This window comes from Niveibacterium sp. (assembly GCF_041909475.1).
Lineage (GTDB): Bacteria > Pseudomonadota > Gammaproteobacteria > Burkholderiales > Rhodocyclaceae > Niveibacterium.
In genome coordinates this window covers 30140-52361 of record NZ_JAYRDJ010000026.1, presented here as the reverse complement: position 1 = coordinate 52361, position 22222 = coordinate 30140, and the positions used below count along the sequence as shown (strand labels likewise).

Genomic DNA, 22222 nt, shown 5'->3' with positions numbered 1-22222 from the left:
ATCGCCGGCGCGCAGCGAACGGGCGGAAACCGCGCTACGCTGTTGCGAATCGCAATCGAAGCATGGAGATCGCACCCGTATGCGCAGTTACCCCGCCAACAGCCCGCAGGCCGCAGCGCGCCTGATCAGCCTCGCCATCCTCGCCGACGGCAAGCTGCACGAGAGCGAGATCGCGCTGATCGACCAGCACATGATCCACGACGCGGTCGGCTTGTCGCGCGACGAATTCGTCCAGGTGCTGCTCGATTGCTGCCGCGACCTGGTCGACGAGGCCGAGCAGTCGCGCGTGCATCTGCTCGAAGACGCGCGCATCGACCGGCTCGCCGCCGATATCACACGTCCGGCGCTGCGCCGAACCGTGTGTTCCGCGATTCTCGTGATGGCCAAGTCGGACGGGCGGGTCACCGTTGGCGAGCAGCGCTTGCTGCGGCAACTGATGCAGCGCTGGGGCCTGTCGATCGACGCGCTGTCGGAGTAGTTCCGGGGGTTTGCCAATAATCAGGGCGCCGGAACCCGCGAACCCTGTAAAATCGCGCTTTTGCCCCGATCCGGCGGTTCGGCCGCCCTGGACCCATGAGCGTGAAACCCACCTTTCAGGAAGTGATCCTGCGTCTCCAGAAGTTCTGGAGCGAACACGGCTGTGCCTTGCTGCAACCCTACGACATGGAGGTCGGCGCCGGCACCAGCCACACCGCCACCTTCCTGCGGGCGATCGGCCCCGAGCCGTGGAACGCCGCATATGTGCAGCCTTCGCGCCGCCCCAAGGACGGCCGCTACGGCGAGAACCCCAACCGCCTGCAGCATTATTACCAGTACCAGGTGGTGCTGAAGCCGTCGCCGCTCGCGATCCAGGAGCTCTACATCGAGTCGCTGCGCGCGCTGGGCATCAACACCAACGAACACGACATCCGCTTCGTCGAAGACGACTGGGAAAACCCGACGCTCGGCGCCTGGGGCCTCGGTTGGGAAGTCTGGCTGGACGGCATGGAAGTCACGCAGTTCACCTACTTCCAGCAGGTCGGCGGCCTCGAATGCAAGCCGGTGCTGGGCGAGATCACCTACGGTCTCGAGCGCCTGACGATGTACCTGCAGGACTGCGAGAACGTCTACGACCTGGTGTGGACGCCGGGCGTGACCTACGGCGACGTGTATCACCAGAACGAGGTCGAGCAGTCGACCTACAACTTCGAGCACTCGAACGTCGACTTCCTCTTCAGCCAGTTCGCCAACTACGAGTCCGAAGCCAAGCGCCTGATCGACGCCGGCCTTGCGCTGCCGGGCTACGAGATGGCCTTGAAGAGCGCGCACACCTTCAACATGCTCGATGCGCGCGGCGCGATTTCGGTCACCGAGCGGGCCGCCTACATCGGCCGCATCCGTGCCAACTCGCGCCTGGTTGCGCAGGCCTACCTCGCCTCGCGCGATCGCCTCGGCTTCCCGATGGCCAAGCTCGACGACCCGAAGCTGCGTGCGCTGCTGGGCGAAGAGGAATGCCAGCGCATTGAAGCCGTGCGCGCCGAACTCGCCACCCGCGCTTGAGAAGCCGTAAATGAATCTGCTGCGCGAACCGATCTCGACACTGCGATGCTCGCCGTACTCCAGTACGGCTGCGCTTCTCGTGTCGACCTCGGTCCGCTCGCGACGATTCCTTCACGACTTCTGATCGACACCGAACATCGAATTCTGGAGGGGCGCGCTCGCCGTGCCCGGATCAACATGCAAGACACTCTGCTCGTAGAACTGCTGACCGAGGAACTGCCGCCTAAGGCGCTTGCGCGGCTCGGCGAGGCTTTCGCTGACGGCATCGTCAAGGGCCTGGTGGCCCACAAGCTGGTGGGCGCTGCGCCCGAATTCCACACCTTTGCGTCGCCGCGCCGCCTGGCCGTTACCGTGAGCGGTGTTGCCGCACAGGCGGCCGACGCGCAGGTGCGCGAGAAGATCATGCCGGTCAGCGTTGCGCTGACGGCCGACGGCACGCCGTCGCCGGCGCTGCTGAAGAAGCTCGAAGCGAAGGGCATCTCGGCCGACGCCTTGGCGAGCTTCGAGCGCGCGATGGACGGCAAGAGCGAAACCTTCTTCCATACGATGACCGTGCCCGGTGCGGCGCTCGACGCAGTGCTCGCCGGCATCGTCGCGGAATCCGTGAAGAAGCTGCCGATTCCGAAGGTGATGCGCTGGGGCGACGCGACACACCAGTTTGTGCGCCCGGTGCATGGCCTGATCCAGTTGCACGGCAGCCGTGTGGTGCCGGGTGAAGTGCTGGGCCTGGCGGCCGGCAATGCCACGCGCGGCCATCGCTTCCTCGGTGAAGGCGCGGTCACGGTGGAATCGGCCGAAGCCTATGCCCGCACGCTGTTCGAGAAGGGCTCGGTCGTCGCCTCGTTCGAGGCCCGCCGCAGCCTGATCGCGCATGAGCTGGCGAAAGCCGCCGCGCAGGTTGGCGCGCATCCGGTGGAAGACGCCGCGCTGCTCGACGAAGTGACGGCGCTGGTCGAACACCCGACGGTGTATGTCGGCGAGTTCGAAGCGGAATTCCTCGCCGTGCCGCAGGAATGCCTGATCCTGACGATGAAGCAGAACCAGAAGTACTTCCCGCTTCTGGATGCCGCCGGCAAGCTGATCAACAAGTTCCTGATCGTCGCCAACATCAAGGCCGACATCGCCGACAACATCACCGGCGGCAACGCCCGCGTGGTGCGTGCGCGCCTGTCGGACGCGAAGTTCTTCTTCGACACCGACCGCAAGGCCAAGCTCGATTCGCGCCTGCCGCGGCTGGAGAACGTCGTCTATCACAACAAGCTCGGGTCGGTGCTGGATCGCATCGGCCGCCTTGAAGCGCTGGCCGGCAAGATCGCCGCGCGCCTGCATGCCGATGTGGCCGCCGCACAGCGCGCTGCGCGCCTGGCGAAGGCGGATCTGGTGACCGAGATGGTTGGCGAGTTCCCCGAGCTGCAGGGCATCATGGGTGAGTACTACGCCCGCCACGATGGCGAAGGCGAAGTCGTCGCACAGGCGATCGAACAGCACTACCACCCGCGCTTCGCGGGCGACACGCTGCCGCAGGGCAATGTGGCCTGCGCGGTCGCGCTGGCCGACAAGCTCGATGCGCTGGTGGGCTTCTATGCGATCGGCGAGAAGCCGACCGGCGACAAGGACCCGTTCGGCCTGCGTCGTGCGGCGCTGGGCGCCTTGCGCATCCTGATCGAAACGGAATTGCCGCTCGAACTCGACGCGCTGCTGGCGGATGCGGCGGCGGGCTTTGCGGCCGAGCACAATGCGGCCGCGTCGATTCCTGCACTCATCGAGTTCATCGGTGATCGCCTGCGCAACCTGTTGCGTGAGCAGGGCACGCCGGTCGAGCAAGTCGATGCCGTGCTGGCTGCGCTGCCGAGCCGCGTCGCCGATGTGCCGGCCAAACTCGCCGCAGTGGCCGAGTTCGTCGCGCTGCCGGAAGCGGCGGCGCTGGCAGCGGCCAACAAGCGCATCGTCAATATCCTGAAGAAGGCCGAGGGCGCGATCGGCGAAATCGACGTCGCGCTGCTCGCCGAGCCGGCTGAGAAGGCACTCGCGCACGCAGTGATCGAAGCGGCGCCGCTGCAGCGTTCGCTGCTCGAAAACGCCGACTACACCGGTTCGCTGAAGGCGCTCGCCGGCCTGCGTGGCGCGGTCGACACCTTCTTCGAAGAGGTGATGGTGAACCACGACGAGCCGCTGATCCGCGCCAACCGCCTCGCACTGTTGAAGCAGCTCGCCGGCATGATGAATGCGGTCGCCGACATCTCGCGCCTGTCGGTCTGATCCCGACGGCGGGATTCCCGTCAAAGAAAAAGGGCGGCCAACTGGCCGCCCTTTTTCTTTGACGAAGCTTACGCAAGATCAGTAGGTCATGCTCCACGCCAGTGGCTGGCCGTTGGCATCGCGTACCTTGTTCATTTCCTTCACCGCGCGCGCCTGGGTCAGATCGGGCATCGACACCCAGCGGTTCTCGGCGGTGATCGCATCGCCGCGCATGAAACCGTAGCTGAACAGCGCCAGGGCCTGCGCCGCGCGGGCCGGATCGGTGACCTTCTTGCGCATCACGATGAAAGTGCCGCTGGTGATGGGCCACGCATCCTTGTCGGCCATATCGGTCAGCATTTCTTCGAATTTGCCTGCCGTGGTCCATGCGCTCGCCTTCAGCGCGGCCCGGAAGCTGGCGGGGCCAGGCTGCGGAGAGTCGCCCTTCGCGTTGGCAACACGGGCGTAGTTCAGTGCAGCCTTTTCGACTTGCCCGAACTCGGCATAGGCAATTGCGCCGGGGGTCTTCGCGAGCGTTTCGAGCTGTGCGGTGGTGCCCTTCGCCAGCACCGTCGTAGCCGGCCATTTGAGTTTGAAGTCGGTGCCGAGCGTCTTCGCCCAGTCGGAGCTGACCTTGGAGAGATAGTGGCTCAGCACGTACGTCGTGCCGGAACCGTCTTCGCGACCGATCACGGTAATCGCCTGATCCGGCAGGCGGATGCCCTTGTTCAGCGCCGTGATCGGCGCCGCGTTCCAGCGCGCGATCTTGCCCGACAGGATGTCGGCCAGCACCGCGCCGGTCAGCCGCAATTCACCGCGCGGCACGCCGGCGACGTTGATCGCCGGCACGACGCCGGCGATCGCCGTGGGGAAGTTCACCAGCCCGTCCCGCTCAAGTTGTTCGGGTGGCAGCGGCACGTCCGAGGCGCCGAAATCGACCTTGCCGTCGCGGATTGCTTTCAGGCCCGCCGATGAGCCAACGGCCGAATACTGCAGGCGGACACCGCTCTTGCGGCCCCATTCGGCCGCCCAGGCGGCGTAGAGCGGGGCGGCGGCACTGGAGCCGGCGCCGGAGACCTCGGCCGCGTGGGTGCGTGGTGCAAGCGAGAGCAAAGCCAGGAGCAGTAGTGAAAAACGTCGCATCGTGCGCAAATCCGTTCGCATAAATGGGTGGCGACTGTAATGGATTTGTCGGCCGGCTATCAAACCGGGTTTGTGCGGATGCGGTGCGCCGGGGCGGTCCGCGACATCGGCCGGGCTGATAGCATTACGGATTGCCTAAACCGCAAGCCTCCGCATGAAACTGATCATTCTCGACCGCGACGGTGTCATCAACGTCGATTCCGCCCAATTCATCAAGTCGCCGGACGAATGGCGTCCGATTCCCGGAAGCCTGGAGGCGATCGCGCGTCTCAACGAAGCGGGCTACCGTGTGGTCGTGGCGTCGAACCAGAGTGGCGTCGGGCGCGGGCTCTTCGACATGGATACCCTCAACGCAATCCACGGGAAGATGACCAAGCTGCTCGCCCAGGCGGGCGGCCGCATCGACGCGATCTTCTTCTGCCCGCATCCGGCCGATTCGACTTGCGATTGCCGCAAGCCGCGGGCGGGCATGTTGCGCGAAATCTCGGCGCGCTTTAACACCGACCTGCGTGGCGTGCCGACCGTGGGTGACAGCCTGCGCGATCTGCTGGCGGGCCAGGAGGTTGGCTGCGAGCTCTTCCTGGTGCTTACCGGCAAGGGCGAGCGCACGGTGAAAGACCCGAATGTGCCTGCGGGCACCCGGGTATTCGCCGATCTCGCCGCGGTTGCGGATGCGTTGATCGCATGATGCAGACGCCTGCGCGTGTCGCGTCCATGCCGTTCGGGCCGGTGCTGCGCTCGGCAGTGTTCCTGCTGCTGCAACTGCTCGTGACGGTGCCGTATGCGCTGCTCGCGATGCTGACCTTCCCGTTTCCGCCGCGGCGGCGCTACCACATCATCATGGGCTGGTGCCGCGTGAATGTGCGGATGATCCACACGATTCTCGGGATCAACTGGAAGATCGAAGGCTGGGAGAACCTGCCGTCACGCCCCGCGGTGATCCTTGCCAAGCACCAGTCCGCGCTGGAAACCATCCTCTTTCCGGTGCTGTTTCCGCCGCAGAGCTTCGTGCTCAAGCGCGAGTTGCACTGGCTGCCCTTCTTTGGCTGGGGGCTCGCGATGTTGCCGATGATCGCGATCGACCGCTCGCGCGGTGCCGATGCGATGACGCAGGTGAAGCTGGAGGGCGCGAAGCGGCTCGCCGAAGGTTGGTGGGTGTCGGTCTACCCCGAGGGAACGCGGATGCCGGTGGGCGGGCGCCGCCGCTACAAGCTCGGTGGCGCGACGCTTGCGACACACGCCGGCGCGCCGGTGGTGCCTGTGGCGCTGAACACCGGCGAGCTGTGGCCGCGCCGTGCCTTCATCAAGTACCCGGGCGAGGCGCTGATCATCATCGGCCCGGCGATCGAGACGGCCGGCCGCAAGCCGGAAGAGGTCAGCGCGGAAGTCGAAGCGTGGATCGAGAACACGATGCGCGCGCGTTTTCCGCATCACTACCTGCGCGAGGCCCAGACGGTGACCGTTTGAAGATCGCCGTTGCACCGTGATGTTGATGAAGACCGTGACCCGTTTGCTCAAGGCCGCGCCGCCGCCCCCGCAGCAGCGCGAGATCGTGTTCGGCCCACGGACCGTGCCCTACACGCTCAAACGCAGCGCGCGCAAGACGCTGGGCATGAAGATCGACGCTGCGGGCGTAACGGTGACGATCCCGCTGCGCGCAACGATCACCGAGACGGAAGCCTTCATCCGCAAGAACGGTGCATGGCTGATCGAGAAGCTTGATGCCCGCGCCGCAAGGCCGGTGCCCGAGCGTTTCGAGCTGGCCGACGGCGCGGTGCTGTCGGTGCTCGGCCAGCCCTGCACGATTCGTCTGCAGCCGGGCGCAGGGCGGGCGCGCTGGATCGAAGGGCACTTCGAGCGCGAACTGCATTTGCCGCTGCGACCGGGGCAGAACCCGCAACTGCTGCTGCGGCGCGTGTTGCAGCGCCATGCGCTGGACTACTTCGGCGGGCGGCTGGATGAGTACATGCATCGACTTGCGATGACGCACCCGGGCGTGCCGCGGCCTGCGTTATCGCTGACTGGTGCAAAGACCCGTTGGGGCAGTTGCAGCCGACATAGCGGCATCCGGCTCAACTGGCGCCTGATCCACTTCGAGCATGCGTTGATCGACTATGTGGTGGCGCATGAGGTGGCGCACCTGATCGAGATGAACCACTCGCCGCGCTTCTGGTCAGTCGTCGAGCTGTTGTGCCCGACCTGGCGCGAGGCGCGCGCCGAACTCAAGGCGCGCGGCCATGCGCTGCCGGAACTCTGAAACACCCGAATCCCGTGTCGAAGTGGTGGTGCAAACCACGGCTTCGGCGTTTGACTGAACCGGATACCGAAAGGAAACCCCATGCGAATTCTTCACACCATGCTGCGCGTCGGTGATCTCGACCGCTCGATCAAGTTCTACACCGAAGTGCTCGGCATGCGCTTGCTGCGCCGTAACGATTACCCCGACGGCAAGTTCACGCTTGCCTTCATCGGCTATCAGGAAGAGAGCGAAGGTGCAGTGATCGAGCTGACGCACAACTGGGGCGTCGGCGCGTACGACCTTGGCAGCGGCTACGGCCACATCGCGCTCGAGGTGGAAGACGCCTATGCGGCATGTGCAGAAATCAAGGCGCGTGGCGGCGTGGTGACGCGCGAAGCCGGCCCGATGAAGCATGGCACGACGGTGATTGCCTTCGTGCAGGACCCGGACGGCTACAAGGTCGAGCTGATCCAGCGCAAGTCCTGATTCGCCGGGCACGGGCGCGCTGCGACGCCAGGGCTTCAGTCCTGGAAGCGCGCCCGTATCGCCAGCACTGCGTCCCACTGTGCGAGGAAGACATCGACGCAGGCGGGGTCGAAATGCGCGCCGCGACCCTGTTCCAGAAAGCCGCGCGCATCTTCCAGTGTCCACGCGCGCTTGTAAGGGCGTGCTGAAGTGAGTGCGTCGAACACGTCGGCCACCGCGACGATGCGGCCGATCAGCGGGATGCCTTCGCCCGCAAGGCCGCCGGGGTAGCCGCTGCCGTCAAACTTTTCGTGATGGGTCAGCGCAATCTCCGCCGCCATGCGCAGCACGGGTGAGGCGGAGTCTTTCAGGATCTCGTGCCCGATCGAGGCATGGCGCTTCATGATCTCGAATTCGTCGGGCGTCAGCCGGCCGGGTTTGAGCAGGATCGCGTCCGGCGTGCCGAGCTTGCCGACGTCGTGCATCGGTGCGGCTGCCAGCAACATGTCGCAGGTCGCGTGATCGAGCCCGAGTTCGCGGCCGATCATGGCTGAGAAGTGCGCCATGCGATGAATGTGCGAGCCAGTTTCCGGATCGCGGAACTCGGCGGCCTTCGCGAGCCGCGTCACGGTCTCGCGTTCGCGCTCATGGATGTCGGCGGTGGCGCGGCGAACGGCATCGGCCAGTTCGTCGGCACGGTTGGCGAGCATCAACGCGTGCTGGCGCAGGCGCAGCATGTTGCGCGCGCGTGGGATGAATTCGTTCTTGTCGATCGGTTTCGACAGAAAGTCCGTCGCGCCGCCTTCGAGCGCCTGGTAGCGCACTTCCTTTTCGTGCGCTGCCGTGACCATCAGGATCGGCACATCCTGGTTGTCGGGTTCTGCGCGGAAGCGGCGGATCAGCTCGATGCCATCCAGCCCCGGCATCATGTAGTCGACGATCAGCAAGTCCGGCTGCGTGCTCATGCAGTGGGCGAGGCCTTCCTGGGGATCAGCGAAAGTCCGCGATTCGCAGTTTTCGACCCGCGCGACGAGCGCCTGCATCAGTGCGAGGTTGACCGGCGTGTCGTCGATGATCACGACGCGCATCGTCTGGTTTCGATAGTCCGTTGTCGGAAAGTCTGCGTCGCTCATGATCCAACACCCGGTTCGTCATCGTCGGCGCGCTGTGGTGCGCGGCGCGGAATCGTCAGAATGAAGCGCGTGCCTTCGCCGGTCGCACTCTCCACCCGGATGGCGCCGCCCAGTACGCCGGTGACGATGTTGTACACGATGTTGAGCCCAAGGCCAGTGCCGCCGCGGCCCAGCTTGGTCGTGAAGAAGGGGTCGAAGATGCGCGGCAGGTGCTCGGCGGGAATACCGCGGCCGTTATCCTCGAACACCAGCTTCACATGCTGTTCGCCTTCTGCTTCGGCGCGGATGGTGATGCGGCCGCCGGTGCGGGTTTCGAAGCCATGCGTGATCGCATTGGTGGCGAGATTCGTGATGACCTGGCCGAGCGGCCCGGGGTAGCTGTCGAACTCAAGCGCGTCTGGGATCTCGTTGCTGAAGCTGCAGCCGGCCTTGCGGAACGTGGGTGCGAGCGTGACTTCGATCTCGCGCGCGATCTCGCGCAGATCGAACACCCGGCGCCGCGCGCCGATCTGGTCCACCGCCACCTGCTTAAAGCTCGACACCAGATCCGCCGCGCGCTGCAGGTTGCGCAGCAAGGTGTCGTTGCCGTCGGCGAGGTTGGTCAGGAAGTCGCTCAGTGTGCTGCGCCGCAGGCCGCTTTCCAGCGCCGCATTGAGTTCGTGGCGATGGTCTTCCAGTGTGGTCGCGACCATCAGGCAGTTGCCGATCGGGGTGTTCAGTTCGTGCGCGACCCCGGCAACCAGCGAGCCCAGTGCGGCGAGCTTCTCGCTCTGCACCAGTTGCGTCTGGGCCGTCTGCAGGCGGTTCAGCAGCTCGCCCAGCTCGCGGTTGGCAGATTCGAGGTCGTGCGTGCGCCGTGCCACCTTTTCTTCCAGTGTGCGGTTGATCTCTTCGACCTCGGCCTTGGCGTTGATGATCGGCGTTACGTCGATCGCGCTCCAGATGAAGCACGCGCGGCCATGCAGCGTGACGCGGCGGCCGGCGATGTCGTGACACGCGCGCGTGCCGTCGGCCGCGAGGGTCCAGGCGCTGATCTTCTCCTGCTCATCGCTTGCGCCGAGCATTGCGTCGAAGCGTGTCGCGTCTTCATTGCCGGCCCACAGGCCCAGGCGCGCGAGCGGCTTGCCGATGCAGTCGCTCAGTGCGCGGCCGAAGTCGCGTTCGAACTGGGTGTTCACATCCAGCACCTCGGCGCCGTGTTCGAGATCGACGATGCACAGCGCGACCGGCGCATGGTGGAAGAGGGCAGCGAAGCGCTGCTCGCTCTCGCGCAGCGCTTCTTCGGCGGCACGTTCCTGCGTGATGTCGCGCAGGTTCCACACCAGCAGTTCTTCGCCTCCGGCGCGGAACAGGCGGGCCGAGGCTTCCATCAGCAGCCCCGCGCCGTCGTGGGTGCGCATCCACACCTCGCGCCCGGCGAGCCGCCCGTTGGCTTCGATCTCGGCAATGCAGCTGGCGCGTGCCTCGGGGTCGATCCACATCGCAACATCGGTCGCGCGGCGGCCCAGCACCTCGCCCTGTGCATAGCCGAAGGTGCGCTCCCAGGCCGGGTTCACCATCAGGAAAAGGCCGTCCTGCTTGCGTGCGACTGACATTGGCGCGGCGGTCAGCGCGAACACGGTGGCGAGGCGTTCTTCCGACTCGCGGCGCGCGGTTTCGGAGCGCTGGCGCTCTTCAAGCTCACGCCCGAGTGCGAGGTTCTTTGCCTCCAGGTCGGCGAACAGCCCGAGCAGTTCGCGCCGGGTGACTTCGAGCCGGCTCGCGAGGTGGCCGATCTCGTCATCGCCGCGCGAGGGGATCTCCTGCGACAGCTCGCCGCGCGCCAGTGCATCGGCGGCATTGCCGAGGGAGGCGAGCGGCGCGACGAGGCGCCGCCGCAGCAGCCAGAAGATCAGCGCCGCGGCAAAACCGAGTTGCAGCAGCGCGGTGCCGGCGAAGGCGCCCATCTGCCGCAGCTGTTGCGCGCGCACCGTATCGCCGGTGACGCCGACGCTCACGGTGCCGAGCTCGCGTTCCTTATAGACGACCTTGCGCCCGGTCTGGCGGATCTGTGCGTTGGCGGCGCCGCGCTTGATTTCCAGCAGCGGGCCGGCGGTGCGGTCGACGATCGTGACCAGCACCACGTCCGGATCGCTCAGCACCGCTTCAACTAGCGGGCGCACTGCGTCCGGACTGAGATTCCACAAGGGTTCGCGGGCGCCGAAGGCGAGGATGTTGGCGTACTGGTCGAGCTGCAGCGCAATGCGGCGCTCAACCTCGGCCTGGTAGCTCTTGTACAGCAGCGGTAGCGCGAAGAGCGCCGGCAGTGCGAGGCCGATGGCGACGAACAGCAGGATCGATGTGCGTAGCGATCGGGTCTTGATGGGCATGGGCAACGACGCGCCTTTGCGTTTCCAGCATGTTATTACGGCAGGGCGCCGAAGAACTTCAGTGTTTGTAATCCGCAGATTATTGCGTCTGGATGTTGCAGTGCAATGCAGGCGTTGCGCACTAGAGCTGAGTCTGCGTCACGGCTTTGCGGAAGCGCACCAGCGCGATGGCAAAGAACACCGCGCCGATTGCGAGGATCGCGAGGAAATCCGGCCACACCACGTCGAAGCCCGCGCCGCGGTAGAGGATGGCCTGCGCGAAGCGCACGAACCAGGTGGTCGGCGCGCCGAGCATGATGGCCTGCACCAGCGCCGGCATGCTCTCGCGCGGCGTCACGCCGCCCGAGAGCAGCTGCAGCGGGATCACGACGAGAATGATCAGCAGCCCCAGCTGCGGCATCGAGCGCGCCACCGTGCCGAGCCAGATACCGATCGAGGCCGAAGCAAACAGGAAGCAGGCGGCGCCGAGCACGAAGAGCGGCACCGAGCCCGCCACTGGCACCCGCATCACCGCCTGCACGACCACCACCAGCCCGAAGCTCGCCGCCGCCAGCACCACCAGCGCGTTGGCCCAGACCTTGGCGAGCATGATCTGCAAGGGCGTCAGCGGCATTACCAGCAGGTGTTCCAGCGTGCCGTGCTCGCGCTCGCGGATGAAGGCCGCGCCGACCAGGATGATGGACAGCAGGGTGATGTTGTTGATCACCTCCATCACGCCGCCGAACCAGAAGCCGGTGAGGTTGGGGTTGAAACGCACGCGGGTGGCGAGCTGGATCGGCATTGTGCTGGTGACGCGGGTACCGGTGAGGAGCTCGTTGAGCTCGCCGGCGACGATGTGCTGCACGTAGCTCGCACCGATGAAGCTCTGCCCCATGTTGGTGGCGTCGATCGCCAGCTGTAGCTCGGGCCGCCGGCCGGCGGCAAGGTCTCGCTGGAAGTTGGCGGGAATCACCAGCGCGAAGGAGAAGCGGCCGGTGTCCAGCCCGGCATCCGCCTCGGCCAGCGTTGCGGTCTGCGGTGGGCGGAAGTAGGGCGCGTAGAAGGCGCCGGCGATGCGCTGCGACAGCGGCGATCGATCCATGTCGACCACCGCGATCGGCGCGTTGTGCAGCTCGCGCGACATACCTGTCGCCGCGGTGTAGATGCCGCCCGAGAAGGCCCAGATGATCAGCACCAGCAGCACGCGGTCGGCGAACAGGCAGCGCAGCTCCTTCAGGCCGAGGCGGAAGATGTTGGCGAGGCTTCTCATGCTCAGCGCTCCTGCTTGGCCAGCAACGCCCAGCACAACAGCGTCAGCACCGGGATGAAGGCTGCCAGTGCGGCGAACTGGCCGGCCAGCTCTGCGAAGCCGAGCGCCTTGGTGAACACGCCGCGGCTGATGATGAGGAAGTAGGTAGCCGGGTAGAAGCGGCCGATCCAGGGGCCGACGCCGTCGAGCGAGCTGACCGGCTCGGTGAGGCCGGAGAACTGCACCGTCGGCAGCATGGTCAGGATCCCGGTGGCGGCCAGCGCGGCGATCTGCGTGCGGGTGAAGGTGGACATCAAGAGCCCGATGCCGGTAGTGGCAGTGACGTAGAGCAGCGCCCCGAATGTCAGCGCGACGAGGTCGCCCTTGATCGGCACGCCGAACACCCACACCGCCTGCAGCGTGAGCCCGACGAAGCTGACCATCGCGACGGCGATGTAGGGCAGCTGCTTGCCGAGCAGGAATTCCAGCCGCGTCACCGGCGTGACGTAGAGGTTGGTGATGCTGCCGAGCTCCTTCTCGCGCACCACCGCCAGCGCCATCAGGATCGCCGGCACGAACACCAGCAGCAGCGGAATCACCGCCGGCACCATCGCGTAGAGGCTCTTGAAGTCCTGGTTGTAGCGATAGCGCACTTCGAGGTCGGCGGGCATCGCGCTGGGCACGATGCCGGTCTTGCGTGCGACGAGATCGGCCAGATAGGTCTGGTGCGCGCCTTCGGCGTAGCCGCGGATCGTCTCGCCGCGGAAGGGCATCGCGCCGTCCACGTAAAAGGCCAGCGTCGGTGTGCGGCTGGCGCGCAGGTCGCGGCCGTAGGCGGGCGGAATCTCGATCGCCAGCGCCAGCTCGCCGCTCGCCATGCGGCGGTCGAGTGCGGCGGCATCGGCAATCGGCGGCTGCGCGATGAAGTAGCGGCTGCCGGCGAAGCTCTCGATGTAGGCGCGGCTCTCCGGGCTCTGGTCGCGGTCGAGCACCGCGAAGCGCAGGTCCTGCACATCCATCGAAATGCCATAGCCGAGGATGAACATCAGCAGCACCGAGCCGAGCAGCGCGAACGTCAGGCGGATCGGGTCGCGGCGTAGCTCCAGGGTTTCGCGGTAGGCGTAGCCGAGCAGGCGGCGCAGCGAGAAGCGCGGCGGCGGGCGGTGCGGCAGCGCGGGGGCGGCGCTGGGCGGAGTTGCGGTTGCCGGCGCGTCGGTGGCGCCGGAGGCTTCTTCGAGGTAGCCGATGAAGGCGGCTTCGAGTGTGTCGGCGCCGCGCGCGGCACGGAGCGCGGCCGGTGTGTCGCTCGCCAGCACGCGGCCGGCGTGCATCAGCGAGATGCGGTCGCAGCGCTCGGCCTCGTTCATGAAGTGGGTCGAGATGAAGATCGTCACGCCCTGCTCACGCGAGAGCTCGACCAGCAGGCGCCAGAAGTCGTCGCGCGCGATCGGGTCCACGCCCGAGGTGGGTTCGTCGAGGATCAAGAGCTGCGGCTCATGCACCACCGCCACCGCAAGCGACAGCCGCTGGCGGATGCCCAGCGGCAGCGCGTCGGCAGTGGCGTCCAGATGCGGCGCGAGCCCGAAGCGCTCGACCAGTTCGGCGATGCGCGGTGCGATGCGTGCGGCCGGCAGGTGGAAGAGCTGCGCGTGCAGCAGCAGGTTCTGCCGCACCGTCAGCTCGCCGTAGAGCGAGAAGGCCTGCGACATGTAGCCAACCTGCCGGCGGGTATCGAGCGCACTGGCGTCGACCGCGCAGCCGAAGAGCTCGGCGAGCCCCTCGCTCGGCGGCAGCAGGCCGGTCAGCATCTTCATCGTCGTGGTCTTGCCGCAGCCGTTGGAGCCGAGGAAGCCGAAGATCTCGCCGCGCCCGATCTCGAAGCTCACATGGTCCACCGCGGTGAAGTCGCCGAAGCGCTGCGTCAGGCCCTGCGCGGCAATCGCCACTTCGGCCGCGCCGGCCGTGCGCGGCGGAATCGTCAGCGCGCGGTGCTGGCTGCGGCGCGCCTCGGGCAGCAGCGCGATGAAGACCTCTTCGAGCGTGCCGCGCCCGGTCGCTTCGCGCAGCGCGGCCGGTGAGCCTTCGCCGATAACGCGGCCGGCGTCCATCGCGATGAGATGGTCGAAGCGCTCGGCCTCTTCCATGTAGGCGGTGGCGACCAGTACGCTCATGCCGGGGTGGCGGCCGCGGATGCGCGCGATCAACTCCCAGAACTGGCGGCGCGAGAGCGGATCGACGCCGGTGGTGGGCTCGTCGAGGATCAGGAGATCCGGGTCGTGGATCAGCGCGCAGCAAAGCCCGAGCTTCTGCTTCATGCCGCCTGAGAGTTTCGCCGCCGGGCGGTCGCGGAAGGGCGCGAGTCCGGTGGCCGCGAGCAGGTCGGCGATGCGCGCCTCGCGCTCGGCGCGCGGCTGGCCGAACAGGCGGCCGAAGAAGTCCACGTTCTCGAACACCGACAGCGTGGGGTAGAGGTTGCGGCCCAGGCCCTGCGGCATGTAGGCGATACGCGGTTGCACCGCCGCGCGTGCGCCGGCGTTCCGCATGTCCGCGCCCAGCACTGCCACCGTGCCGTGCTGGATCCTGCGTGCGCCGGCAATCAGCGCCAGCACGCTCGACTTGCCGACCCCGTCCGGCCCGATGAAACCGACCATGCAGCCGGCGGGCAGCGTGATGTCGATGCCGTCCAGCGCGACGCTGTCGCGGTAGTGGTGGCTGACGCCCGCAAGGCGGGCGACGCGTTCTGGCGTGCCCATGCTCCGACTCCGCTCAGTGTTGCGGCAGGTTCGCTGGCCACGCGGCCTGCGGGTCGAGCCGGATCCAGGCAACGCCGGGCATGCCCGGCTTGGCGTCGAGCCGGTGGTGCGCCAGCCAGGCCGTATCCACCCGCACCTTGACGCGGAACATCAGCTTCTCCCGTTCGGTGCGCGTTTCGACCTCGCGTGGCGTGAATTGTGCGCGCGGCGCGACATAGCTCACCCGCGCGGGAATCCAGTCGCCGCCGGCATCGAGCCGGATGCGCGCCTCGCCGCCGAGCGGCACCGCGCCGGCCAGGCGTTCGGGCAGGTAGATCGACATGAACACGTCGTCCAGGTCGAGCAGGGTCAGCGCCTTGCCGCCAGCCGCCAACACCTCGCCGGGTTCGGCCAGCCGGTACAGCACCCGTCCGCTGATCGGGGCGGTCAGCGTCATGTCGGCCAGCGTGTGATGCACGCGCGTCACGACCGCTTCGGCGGCGGCAACGGCCGACTCCGCTTCGGCGACACGCTGGCGTGCGGCGAGCAACGCCGCATCGGCGGTATCGAGCGTGGCGCGGTCGCGGTCGCGCTGCGCGGCGGAAAGGAAGTTGCGGGTGATCAGCTGTTCGGTGCGGCCCAGTGTGACGGCAGCGAGCTGCCGGCTGGCCTGAGCCTGCGCGACACCCGCCCGCGCTTCGGCGGCGGTTTGTTTCGCCCGCGCAACACCGGCCTGCGCTTCGCTCAACTGGGCGGCGATCTCGTCGGCGTCGACGCGCCCGAGTTCGGCGCCTTTTTGCACATCGTCGCCTTCGCGCGGAGTGAGCGTTGCGAGGCGACCGGCGATACGGGTGGCGACATCGACTTCGGTGGCTTCGAGGCGGCCGTTGCCGGACGTGAAGCCGCTAGGATCAGGCGGGGGTTGCAGCTGGCGCCAGCCGAACCAGGCGCCGGTGGCGATCAGGGCGAGTAGCGCGAGGAGTGCGCTGCGGCGGACAAGCGGTGCGACCATGGCGGATTCTCCTTTCCGGAGTGCCCGCTCCATGCCGGAGCCGGCAAGAATCCATGGACCTATTGGACGCCTCTTGGCGCACCGTTTTTTGAGCTAGATCAAGCTCGCCTGTCTTGGCAGTTATCTGGGAATTTGCCCCGGCGGCCCCGCACGGGTGGCGGGGCTTTGCCGCGTTGACTTATTTGACGATGGCGAGCAGTTCGACTTCGAACTGCAGCGTGGCGTTCGGCGGAATCACGCCGCCGGCGCCGCGCTGGCCGTAAGCGATGCTCGGCGGGCAAACCAGCTTGGCCTTGCCGCCGACCTTGATCTTCTGCACGCCCTCGGTCCAGCACGGGATCACGCGGGTCAGCGGGAATTCGGCCGGCTCGTTGCGCGCGTACGAGCTGTCGAACTCCTTGCCGTCCGGCAGCGTGCCGCGGTAGTGCACCCGCACCTTGTCGGTGACCTTCGGTTGCGCACCGGTGCCGTCCTTCAGCGAGACGAAGACGAGGCCCGAGGGCGTGGTCACGGCGCCGGTTTCCTTGGCGGTGCGGGCGGCGAGTTCGGCGCCGGCATCCTGAGCAAAGGCGGGGCTGATCGCGAGGGCGGCAAGCAGGGTGATGATGGACTTCACAGTATCCTCCGAAGGTTGAGCGCCGAAGCATACGACAAGCGCATCGCGCCCGCCGCTACGAGGAGCCTGATGATGGCAATCGACCTGTTCTCCGCCGACCCCGCGCATTACGCCGCGGTGCGTCCCGGCTACCCGGCGGCGCTTTTCGAGTGGATCGCCGACGCCGCACCGGCGCGCGGATGCGCGTGGGATTGCGGCACCGGCAACGGCCAGGCGGCGGTGGCGCTGGCACGGCACTTTGAATGGGTCGAGGCGACGGACTTGTCCGCTGCGCAGATCGCCCATGCCAAGCCGCATCCAAAGGTGCGCTACCGGGCCATGGCGGCCGAGGCGACCGATTTCCCGGACGAAACCTTCGACGCGGTCTGCGTCGCGCAGGCGCTGCACTGGTTCGACATGGACCGTTTTGGCCCGGAGCTGGATCGCGTGCTCAAACCGGGCGGCCTGTTTGCGGCGTGGGGTTATGGCGGTTTTTCGCTGAATCCGGCGTTCGATGCGGCGCTGCGCCGTGCCGTGCTCGACCCGATCGCGGCCTACTGGGCGCCGCAGAACCAGTTGTTGTGGGGCGGCTATCGGGCGGTGCCTTTGCCATACCCGGATATCGATGTGCCATGCATCCGCATGCCGGTGCTGGCCGATCTGGCCGGTGTGATCGCCTATCTCAAATCCTGGTCAGCGGTTCGGTTGCATGCCGAGGCACACGGCGACGGCTTGTTGCGTGAGGCGGCCGAAGCGCTGCTTCCGGTTTGGGGTGGCCCGCCCAGCACCGTGCAGGCACTCGAATTCAGCTTCCACCTGCGGGCGGTCCGTAAACTGCGCTGACTGCCCGTGATAGCCGCGCCCCAGTGCTCGCGATTCGTACTCGCGGCCGCGCTTCGGTAGACTCCCGCCTTTGTGTCCGAATTTTCCCCAAGGCGGCATCGATGAGTCTGCGTGTCCTGACCGGCATTACCACGACCGGCATTCCCCATCTCGGCAACTACGTCGGCGCGATCCGCCCGGCGATCCTCGCGAGCCAGCAGCCCGACACCGAGAGTTTCTTCTTCCTCGCTGACTACCACGCGCTGATCAAGTGCGACGACCCGGACCGCATCGAGCGTTCGCGCCTGGCGATTGCGGCAACCTGGCTCGCAGCCGGCCTCGATACCTCGCGCGTGGTGTTTTACCGCCAAAGCGACATCCCCGAGATCCCCGAGCTGACCTGGCTGCTTACCTGCGTGACCGCCAAGGGCCTGATGAACCGCGCGCACGCCTACAAGGCCTCGGTGGATCAGAACGAGCTGGCCGGTAACGAGCCGGACGATGGCGTGACGATGGGCTTGTTCAGCTACCCGATCCTGATGGCGGCGGACATCCTGATCTTCAATGCCAACAAGGTACCGGTGGGCCGAGATCAGGTGCAGCACATCGAGATGGCGCGCGACGTGGCGCAGCGCTTCAACCATCTGTTCGGCAAGGGGCGCCAGTTCTTCGTACTGCCCGAAGCGGCGGTGGACGAGGCGGTGGCGACGCTGCCGGGCCTGGATGGCCGCAAGATGTCGAAGAGCTACGACAACACCGTGCCGCTGTTCGAAGGTGGCGCAAAGGGGCTGCGTGAGGCGATCGCGCGCATCGTGACCGATTCCCGTCTGCCGGGCGAACCGAAGGACCCGGACAGCACCAGCCTCACCGCGCTGTTCGACGCCTTCGCGACGCCGGCCGAACGCGAGGCCTTCCGTGCCGACCTGCGTGCGGGTCTCGGCTGGGGCGACGCCAAGCAGCGCCTGGTCGAGCAGCTCGAACGCGAGATCGCGCCGATGCGTGCGCGCTACGAAGAACTCGTCGCACACCCGGCCAAGATCGAAGCGGCGCTGCAGGAAGGCGCACGCAAGGCGCGCGCGCTGGCAACGCCGCTGCTCGCCGAGTTGCGCCAGGCGGTTGGCCTGCGCCCGATGATCGCCGCGCCGACGGCCAAGGCGGCCGAAACCGCCAAGGCCGCCGCCAAGCCGGTGTTCAAGCAATACCGCGAGGCCGACGGTCGCTTCTACTTCAAGCTGACCGATCCGCAAGGCCGTCTGCTGCTGCAGAGCGAGGGCTTCGACGGTGGTCGCGATGCCGGCCAGTGGGTCGGGCGCTTGAAGAACGAAGGCGCTGCGGCGCTGGCCGGTGCGCCGGTGCAGGCGGCCGAAGGCGTGACCGCCGACGAGATCGCCGCAGCGCTCGCGAGCTTCGCCGAGGAATGAGCATGGCTGCGCCGAAGCTGGTGATCTTCGACTGCGACGGCGTGCTGGTCGATAGCGAGCCACTCGCCAACCGCAAGCTGATCGAATACGCCGCGGCGCACGGCCTGACGCTCGATGCGGAGGCTTCGCTGCGTGAGTTCAACGGCGCCGCCTTGCGGCATCGCGTCGCGGTGCTTTCGGCACGTCATCACTGGACGCCGCCGGCGGATTTCGTTGCGCAGGTGGATGCGGCGATCGACGCGTCGGTCGGCGAGGCGGACGCAATCCCCGGCGTCGCGGCGGTGCTGGATCAGCTTGCGCGCGAGGGCGTGCCGGTGTGTCTCGCGTCGAACAGCCGTCACGCGGAAATTCAGTTGCGCCTGCAGCACCTCGGATTCGTAGGGCGCTTCCTGCATTGCTTCAGCGCCGCGGAGGATGTGGCGAATCCGAAGCCGGCGCCGGACGTCTACCTGCACGCGGCGCACACGATGGGTCATGCGCCCGAGGATTGCGTCGTGATCGAAGACAGCGAGAACGGCATCCGCGCGGCGCGTTCCGCCGGCATGCGGGTGCTGGGATTCGCCCGCTTCACACCTGCAGAGCGGGTGTCCGCGCTGGGCGCCACCGCGTTCGGCGACATGCGCGAACTGCCGGCGCTGCTGGCCGGCGCCGTGGCTTGATCGCCGCCTCTGGCCCGATGTTGACGGCCGCACTGCTTGGCCTTGCCGTGCTGGCTGCATGGTGCCCGCCGTATGCGCGGCGATGGCCGGTCTGGCCGTGGCTAGCCGGCGCCGCGGTGGCCTGTGGTGTTGTGAGCGGGGTCTTCGGCGGTGCGGCGGTACTGGTCGTCGCCGCGCTGGCGACCTCAGTGTTCGCGGTGCATCGGATGCAGCGGACACCCTGGCGGGCGCTGCTGACGACACTCGCGGGTCTGCTCGCATTGGCGCTGGCCCTGCATGCGGTTCCCGGCGTCGCGAACCCGGTGCTTGCACGCAATCTGCAGGTGGCCGCGGGCGCTGCGCCCTTTTCGGTGTGGATGAGCCTCGACAAGGGGCTTGCCGGCTTGCTGTTGCTGAACCTTTGCCCACTCGCGATGTCCCGCGCTGAATGGTGCGAGGTGGGGCGCTCGCTGCTGCGCGCCTCGCCTTTGACGGTGCTCTGCGTCGTTGGTGCCAGCCTCGCCGCCGGCCTGGTGCGCTGGGACCCGCGATGGACAGCGGGCTGGCCGGATGTGTCGGCGCCATTCCTGATCGGCAATCTGCTGTTCACCTGCGTCGCGGAGGAGGTGTTCTTCCGCGGCTTGATTCAGGCACGCCTGCAACTGGGGCTGGCGCGGTATCGGGGCGGCCCGCTGCTGGCTGTGCTCCTGAGCGCCATGTTGTTCGGCGCCGCACATCTGGGGGGTGGCCCGCTGTATGCCGCGATCGCCACACTGGCGGGCATCGGCTACGGCTGGGCGTTCGCACGCCATGGCCGGATCGAGGCGGCGATCCTGACGCACTTCCTGGTCAACCTCGTGCATTTCGCGGGCTTTACCTATCCGTACCTGCAGCGCTAGCCTCACGCATCCGAGCTGCTGGCGCGCTGCGATGCCGCGAACCCTGCGATCACTGCTTCGTCTGACCAAGGCTGCGCTGCTGGCGTGCGCAGCGACGTCGGCCATTGCGGGCTGCGAGCGTCCCTATGTTGTGCTCGGCTCGCAGGGTGGCGCCAACCTGTATGAGCGCGCCGGACAGCCCGCCGGTTTCCTGCCCGAACTGACCGCGGCGGTGGCGAAGCGCAGCGCTTGTGTCATGCGCGTCGAACTGGTGCCGCCCGAGCGTTTGATCGCACTGGCGGAGGCGGGCGAGGCCGACGTGCTTGGCAATGTCAGTCGAGGTCGCGACGCGCCGGCCGATCGCGAGTTTGTTCCGGTAGCGCAACTTCCGGTCGAGTTCGTCGTCGATCGCCGCAGAGGTATTACCACCGTCGAGGCGGCAGCAAGCCAGCCTGACGGCTTGGTCGGGCGCATGCGCCGCGGGGCTGAGCCGCCTGAGGTGCGCGCTTATTTCGAGGAGCTGGATCCTGCCCGCATCGATGTCTCGGAAGACATGGACACACTTGTCCGCAAGCTCAACGCCGGGCGCATCGCAGGCTTCTTCGGTACGCCGCTTTACTATCGCCGCTCCGTCGAGTCGGCGGGTTTGGGCGACAACGCGCTCGGCTTGCCTTTCAAGGCGCAGCCCTATCGTATCGGTTGGTCGATGCTGCACGCGCGGGTGTCGCCGCGTGATCGAACCCTGATCCGAAGAGCGCTGGAAGCCATGGTGCGCAGCGGGGAAGTGGACGCCCTGCTGGCGCGGCACGCGGGCAAGGCTACGTTGGTGCCGTGATGCGTTGCGGGTGCCGGCGGCGGCACCCCGCTCAGTGCGGTTTCTGTGCTTCGCCCGCGCTGCTTCTGCCGCGCTCCGGCATCCACCACCAGTTGCTCGGGATCTGGTTGTCCAGCTCCGGAAAGTCGGGATTGGCGAGTTCGATGATCCGCCGCTGATCAAGCCGTGCTTGCGCGAGCACGGGCGCGAAATGCTGCTGGAAGACACGCTCGTAGCTGCCGTCGCGCCGCGCTTGCTCCAACCCGCGGGTGATGCGTTCGGCCAGATCACGCCGAGCGGGGTTGACGACGAAGAACCAGTCGGCGCGGTAGTGCAGTGCCAGCCGCGGCTCGATCACCAGCGTGCTGTTGCCGCGCTCACGCAAGGCCTCGTGCTCGGCGAAGATCTCGCCGACGCCGCGCGAGAGGTAGTCCATGCGGCCTGCCTTGAGCATCTTGAACATGCCTTGGTAGTCCGCGCCGTCGACCACCCTGAGCTGATTGGCCAGCATCACCGGATAGTCGGCAAACGTGCGGACGAAGCCCATCCGCAGCGGGCGCAGGTCGTCGAGCGACTGCACATGAGCGAGCTTTCGCGCCCCCTCAGCGTTTGCAAGCAACAGGCGCCAGCCGAGCAGGCCGCGTTGCAGCGGCAATGGAATGAAGATCACCGGCTGGCGCACCAGATCGCGGCTGCCGATGGCGACCGCAACGTCCAGATGACCGCTGCTCAGTTCCGCAATCCGCCGCGCCTGCATCTGCGCCGGCAGCCGCACGATGCGATCTGGCGTGTCGCCTGCAGGGGCTTTCTGCAGCGACAGGGCGAGGATCTCGAGTACGAAATCCCAGCGCTTGTCCTCCGGCGTATCGCCGCCCGGGAAGCGGATGTCGCCAGCGACGGCTGGCATGGCGAACAGCGCGGCTAAGAGCAGTAACACGCGATGCAGCATGTTGCGG

Annotated in this window: 20 protein-coding genes; 12 read left to right on the top strand and 8 right to left on the bottom strand. The window is 67.0% G+C overall.

The window, feature by feature from the left end:
• The first annotated feature begins 79 nt into the window (after positions 1-79).
• The 3 genes from ACE3P0_RS15880 to glyS all read left to right on the top strand — a co-directional run bounded on the left by ACE3P0_RS15880 (position 80) and on the right by glyS (position 3798).
• Positions 80-478 carry a TerB family tellurite resistance protein gene (locus tag ACE3P0_RS15880; protein ID WP_172196695.1) on the top strand — a complete coding sequence of 133 codons (399 nt, stop codon included), beginning with the start codon at positions 80-82 and terminating at the stop codon, positions 476-478.
• Between the two features lie 95 nt (positions 479-573).
• Complete coding sequence (gene glyQ, locus ACE3P0_RS15875; protein WP_374403693.1) at positions 574-1539, top strand: glycine--tRNA ligase subunit alpha; 966 nt, start codon at positions 574-576, stop codon at positions 1537-1539.
• A 177-nt stretch (positions 1540-1716) separates the two neighbouring features.
• Positions 1717-3798, top strand: a complete 2082-nt coding sequence (gene glyS, locus ACE3P0_RS15870; protein ID WP_374403703.1) for a glycine--tRNA ligase subunit beta — start codon at positions 1717-1719, stop codon at positions 3796-3798.
• Between the two features lie 78 nt (positions 3799-3876).
• Here the strand turns inward: glyS and pstS are convergent, their stop codons facing one another.
• Complete coding sequence (pstS, locus tag ACE3P0_RS15865; protein WP_374403692.1) at positions 3877-4920, bottom strand: phosphate ABC transporter substrate-binding protein PstS; 1044 nt, start codon at positions 4918-4920, stop codon at positions 3877-3879.
• A gap of 154 nt (positions 4921-5074) precedes the next feature.
• Here pstS and gmhB point away from each other — a divergent pair, with 154 nt between their 5' ends.
• From gmhB to gloA, 4 genes are all read left to right on the top strand, one after another.
• Positions 5075-5608, top strand: a complete 534-nt coding sequence (gene gmhB / locus ACE3P0_RS15860; RefSeq protein ID WP_374403691.1) for a D-glycero-beta-D-manno-heptose 1,7-bisphosphate 7-phosphatase — start codon at positions 5075-5077, stop codon at positions 5606-5608.
• Positions 5605-6387, top strand: coding sequence for a lysophospholipid acyltransferase family protein (locus tag ACE3P0_RS15855; protein ID WP_374403690.1), 783 nt, complete (start codon positions 5605-5607; stop codon positions 6385-6387). The genes gmhB and ACE3P0_RS15855 overlap by 4 nt, the downstream gene beginning before the upstream one ends.
• Before the next feature lie 25 nt (positions 6388-6412).
• Positions 6413-7177 carry a M48 family metallopeptidase gene (locus tag ACE3P0_RS15850; protein ID WP_374403689.1) on the top strand — a complete coding sequence of 255 codons (765 nt, stop codon included), beginning with the start codon at positions 6413-6415 and terminating at the stop codon, positions 7175-7177.
• Positions 7178-7258: 81 nt separating this feature from the next.
• Entirely contained in the window at positions 7259-7645 is a 387-nt protein-coding gene (gene gloA, locus ACE3P0_RS15845; RefSeq protein ID WP_374403688.1) for a lactoylglutathione lyase, read from the top strand.
• Between the two features lie 35 nt (positions 7646-7680).
• Here the strand turns inward: gloA and ACE3P0_RS15840 are convergent, their stop codons facing one another.
• From ACE3P0_RS15840 to ACE3P0_RS15815, 6 genes are all read right to left on the bottom strand, one after another.
• Complete coding sequence (locus tag ACE3P0_RS15840) at positions 7681-8757, bottom strand: HD domain-containing phosphohydrolase (RefSeq protein WP_374403687.1); 1077 nt, start codon at positions 8755-8757, stop codon at positions 7681-7683.
• Positions 8754-11126 carry a PAS domain S-box protein gene (locus tag ACE3P0_RS15835; RefSeq protein ID WP_374403686.1) on the bottom strand — a complete coding sequence of 791 codons (2373 nt, stop codon included), beginning with the start codon at positions 11124-11126 and terminating at the stop codon, positions 8754-8756. Before ACE3P0_RS15835 ends, ACE3P0_RS15840 begins: the two co-directional genes overlap by 4 nt.
• A gap of 121 nt (positions 11127-11247) precedes the next feature.
• On the bottom strand, positions 11248-12381 hold the full coding sequence (locus ACE3P0_RS15830) for an ABC transporter permease (protein ID WP_374403702.1): 1134 nt from the start codon (positions 12379-12381) through the stop codon (positions 11248-11250).
• Positions 12378-15107: a ribosome-associated ATPase/putative transporter RbbA gene (gene rbbA / locus ACE3P0_RS15825; RefSeq protein ID WP_374403685.1), complete on the bottom strand. Its 2730-nt coding sequence runs from the start codon at positions 15105-15107 to the stop codon at positions 12378-12380. The genes ACE3P0_RS15830 and rbbA overlap by 4 nt, the downstream gene beginning before the upstream one ends.
• Positions 15108-15120: 13 nt before the next feature.
• A complete protein-coding gene (locus tag ACE3P0_RS15820) occupies positions 15121-16098 on the bottom strand; it encodes an HlyD family secretion protein (RefSeq protein WP_374403684.1) in 978 nt (325 codons plus the stop codon).
• A 178-nt stretch (positions 16099-16276) separates the two neighbouring features.
• A complete protein-coding gene (locus tag ACE3P0_RS15815; protein WP_374403683.1) occupies positions 16277-16714 on the bottom strand; it encodes an FKBP-type peptidyl-prolyl cis-trans isomerase in 438 nt (145 codons plus the stop codon).
• Between the two features lie 69 nt (positions 16715-16783).
• Here ACE3P0_RS15815 and ACE3P0_RS15810 point away from each other — a divergent pair, with 69 nt between their 5' ends.
• From ACE3P0_RS15810 to ACE3P0_RS15790, 5 genes are all read left to right on the top strand, one after another.
• On the top strand, positions 16784-17536 hold the full coding sequence (locus ACE3P0_RS15810; RefSeq protein WP_374403682.1) for a class I SAM-dependent methyltransferase: 753 nt from the start codon (positions 16784-16786) through the stop codon (positions 17534-17536).
• 101 nt (positions 17537-17637) lie between these two features.
• A complete protein-coding gene (locus ACE3P0_RS15805) occupies positions 17638-18936 on the top strand; it encodes a tryptophan--tRNA ligase (RefSeq protein WP_374403680.1) in 1299 nt (432 codons plus the stop codon).
• Between the two features lie 2 nt (positions 18937-18938).
• Positions 18939-19595: an HAD family hydrolase gene (locus ACE3P0_RS15800; RefSeq protein WP_374403679.1), complete on the top strand. Its 657-nt coding sequence runs from the start codon at positions 18939-18941 to the stop codon at positions 19593-19595.
• The gene (locus ACE3P0_RS15795) at positions 19592-20473 is read left to right on the top strand and encodes a lysostaphin resistance A-like protein (RefSeq protein WP_374403678.1); all 882 of its coding nucleotides are present in this window, start codon (positions 19592-19594) and stop codon (positions 20471-20473) included. Before ACE3P0_RS15800 ends, ACE3P0_RS15795 begins: the two co-directional genes overlap by 4 nt.
• Positions 20474-20504: 31 nt before the next feature.
• On the top strand, positions 20505-21287 hold the full coding sequence (locus tag ACE3P0_RS15790; protein WP_374403677.1) for a substrate-binding periplasmic protein: 783 nt from the start codon (positions 20505-20507) through the stop codon (positions 21285-21287).
• 31 nt (positions 21288-21318) lie between these two features.
• On the opposite strand, the gene ACE3P0_RS15785 is transcribed toward ACE3P0_RS15790, so the two are convergent.
• Positions 21319-22215, bottom strand: a complete 897-nt coding sequence (locus ACE3P0_RS15785) for a substrate-binding periplasmic protein (RefSeq protein ID WP_374403676.1) — start codon at positions 22213-22215, stop codon at positions 21319-21321.
• Between the last annotated feature and the right edge of the window lie 7 nt (positions 22216-22222).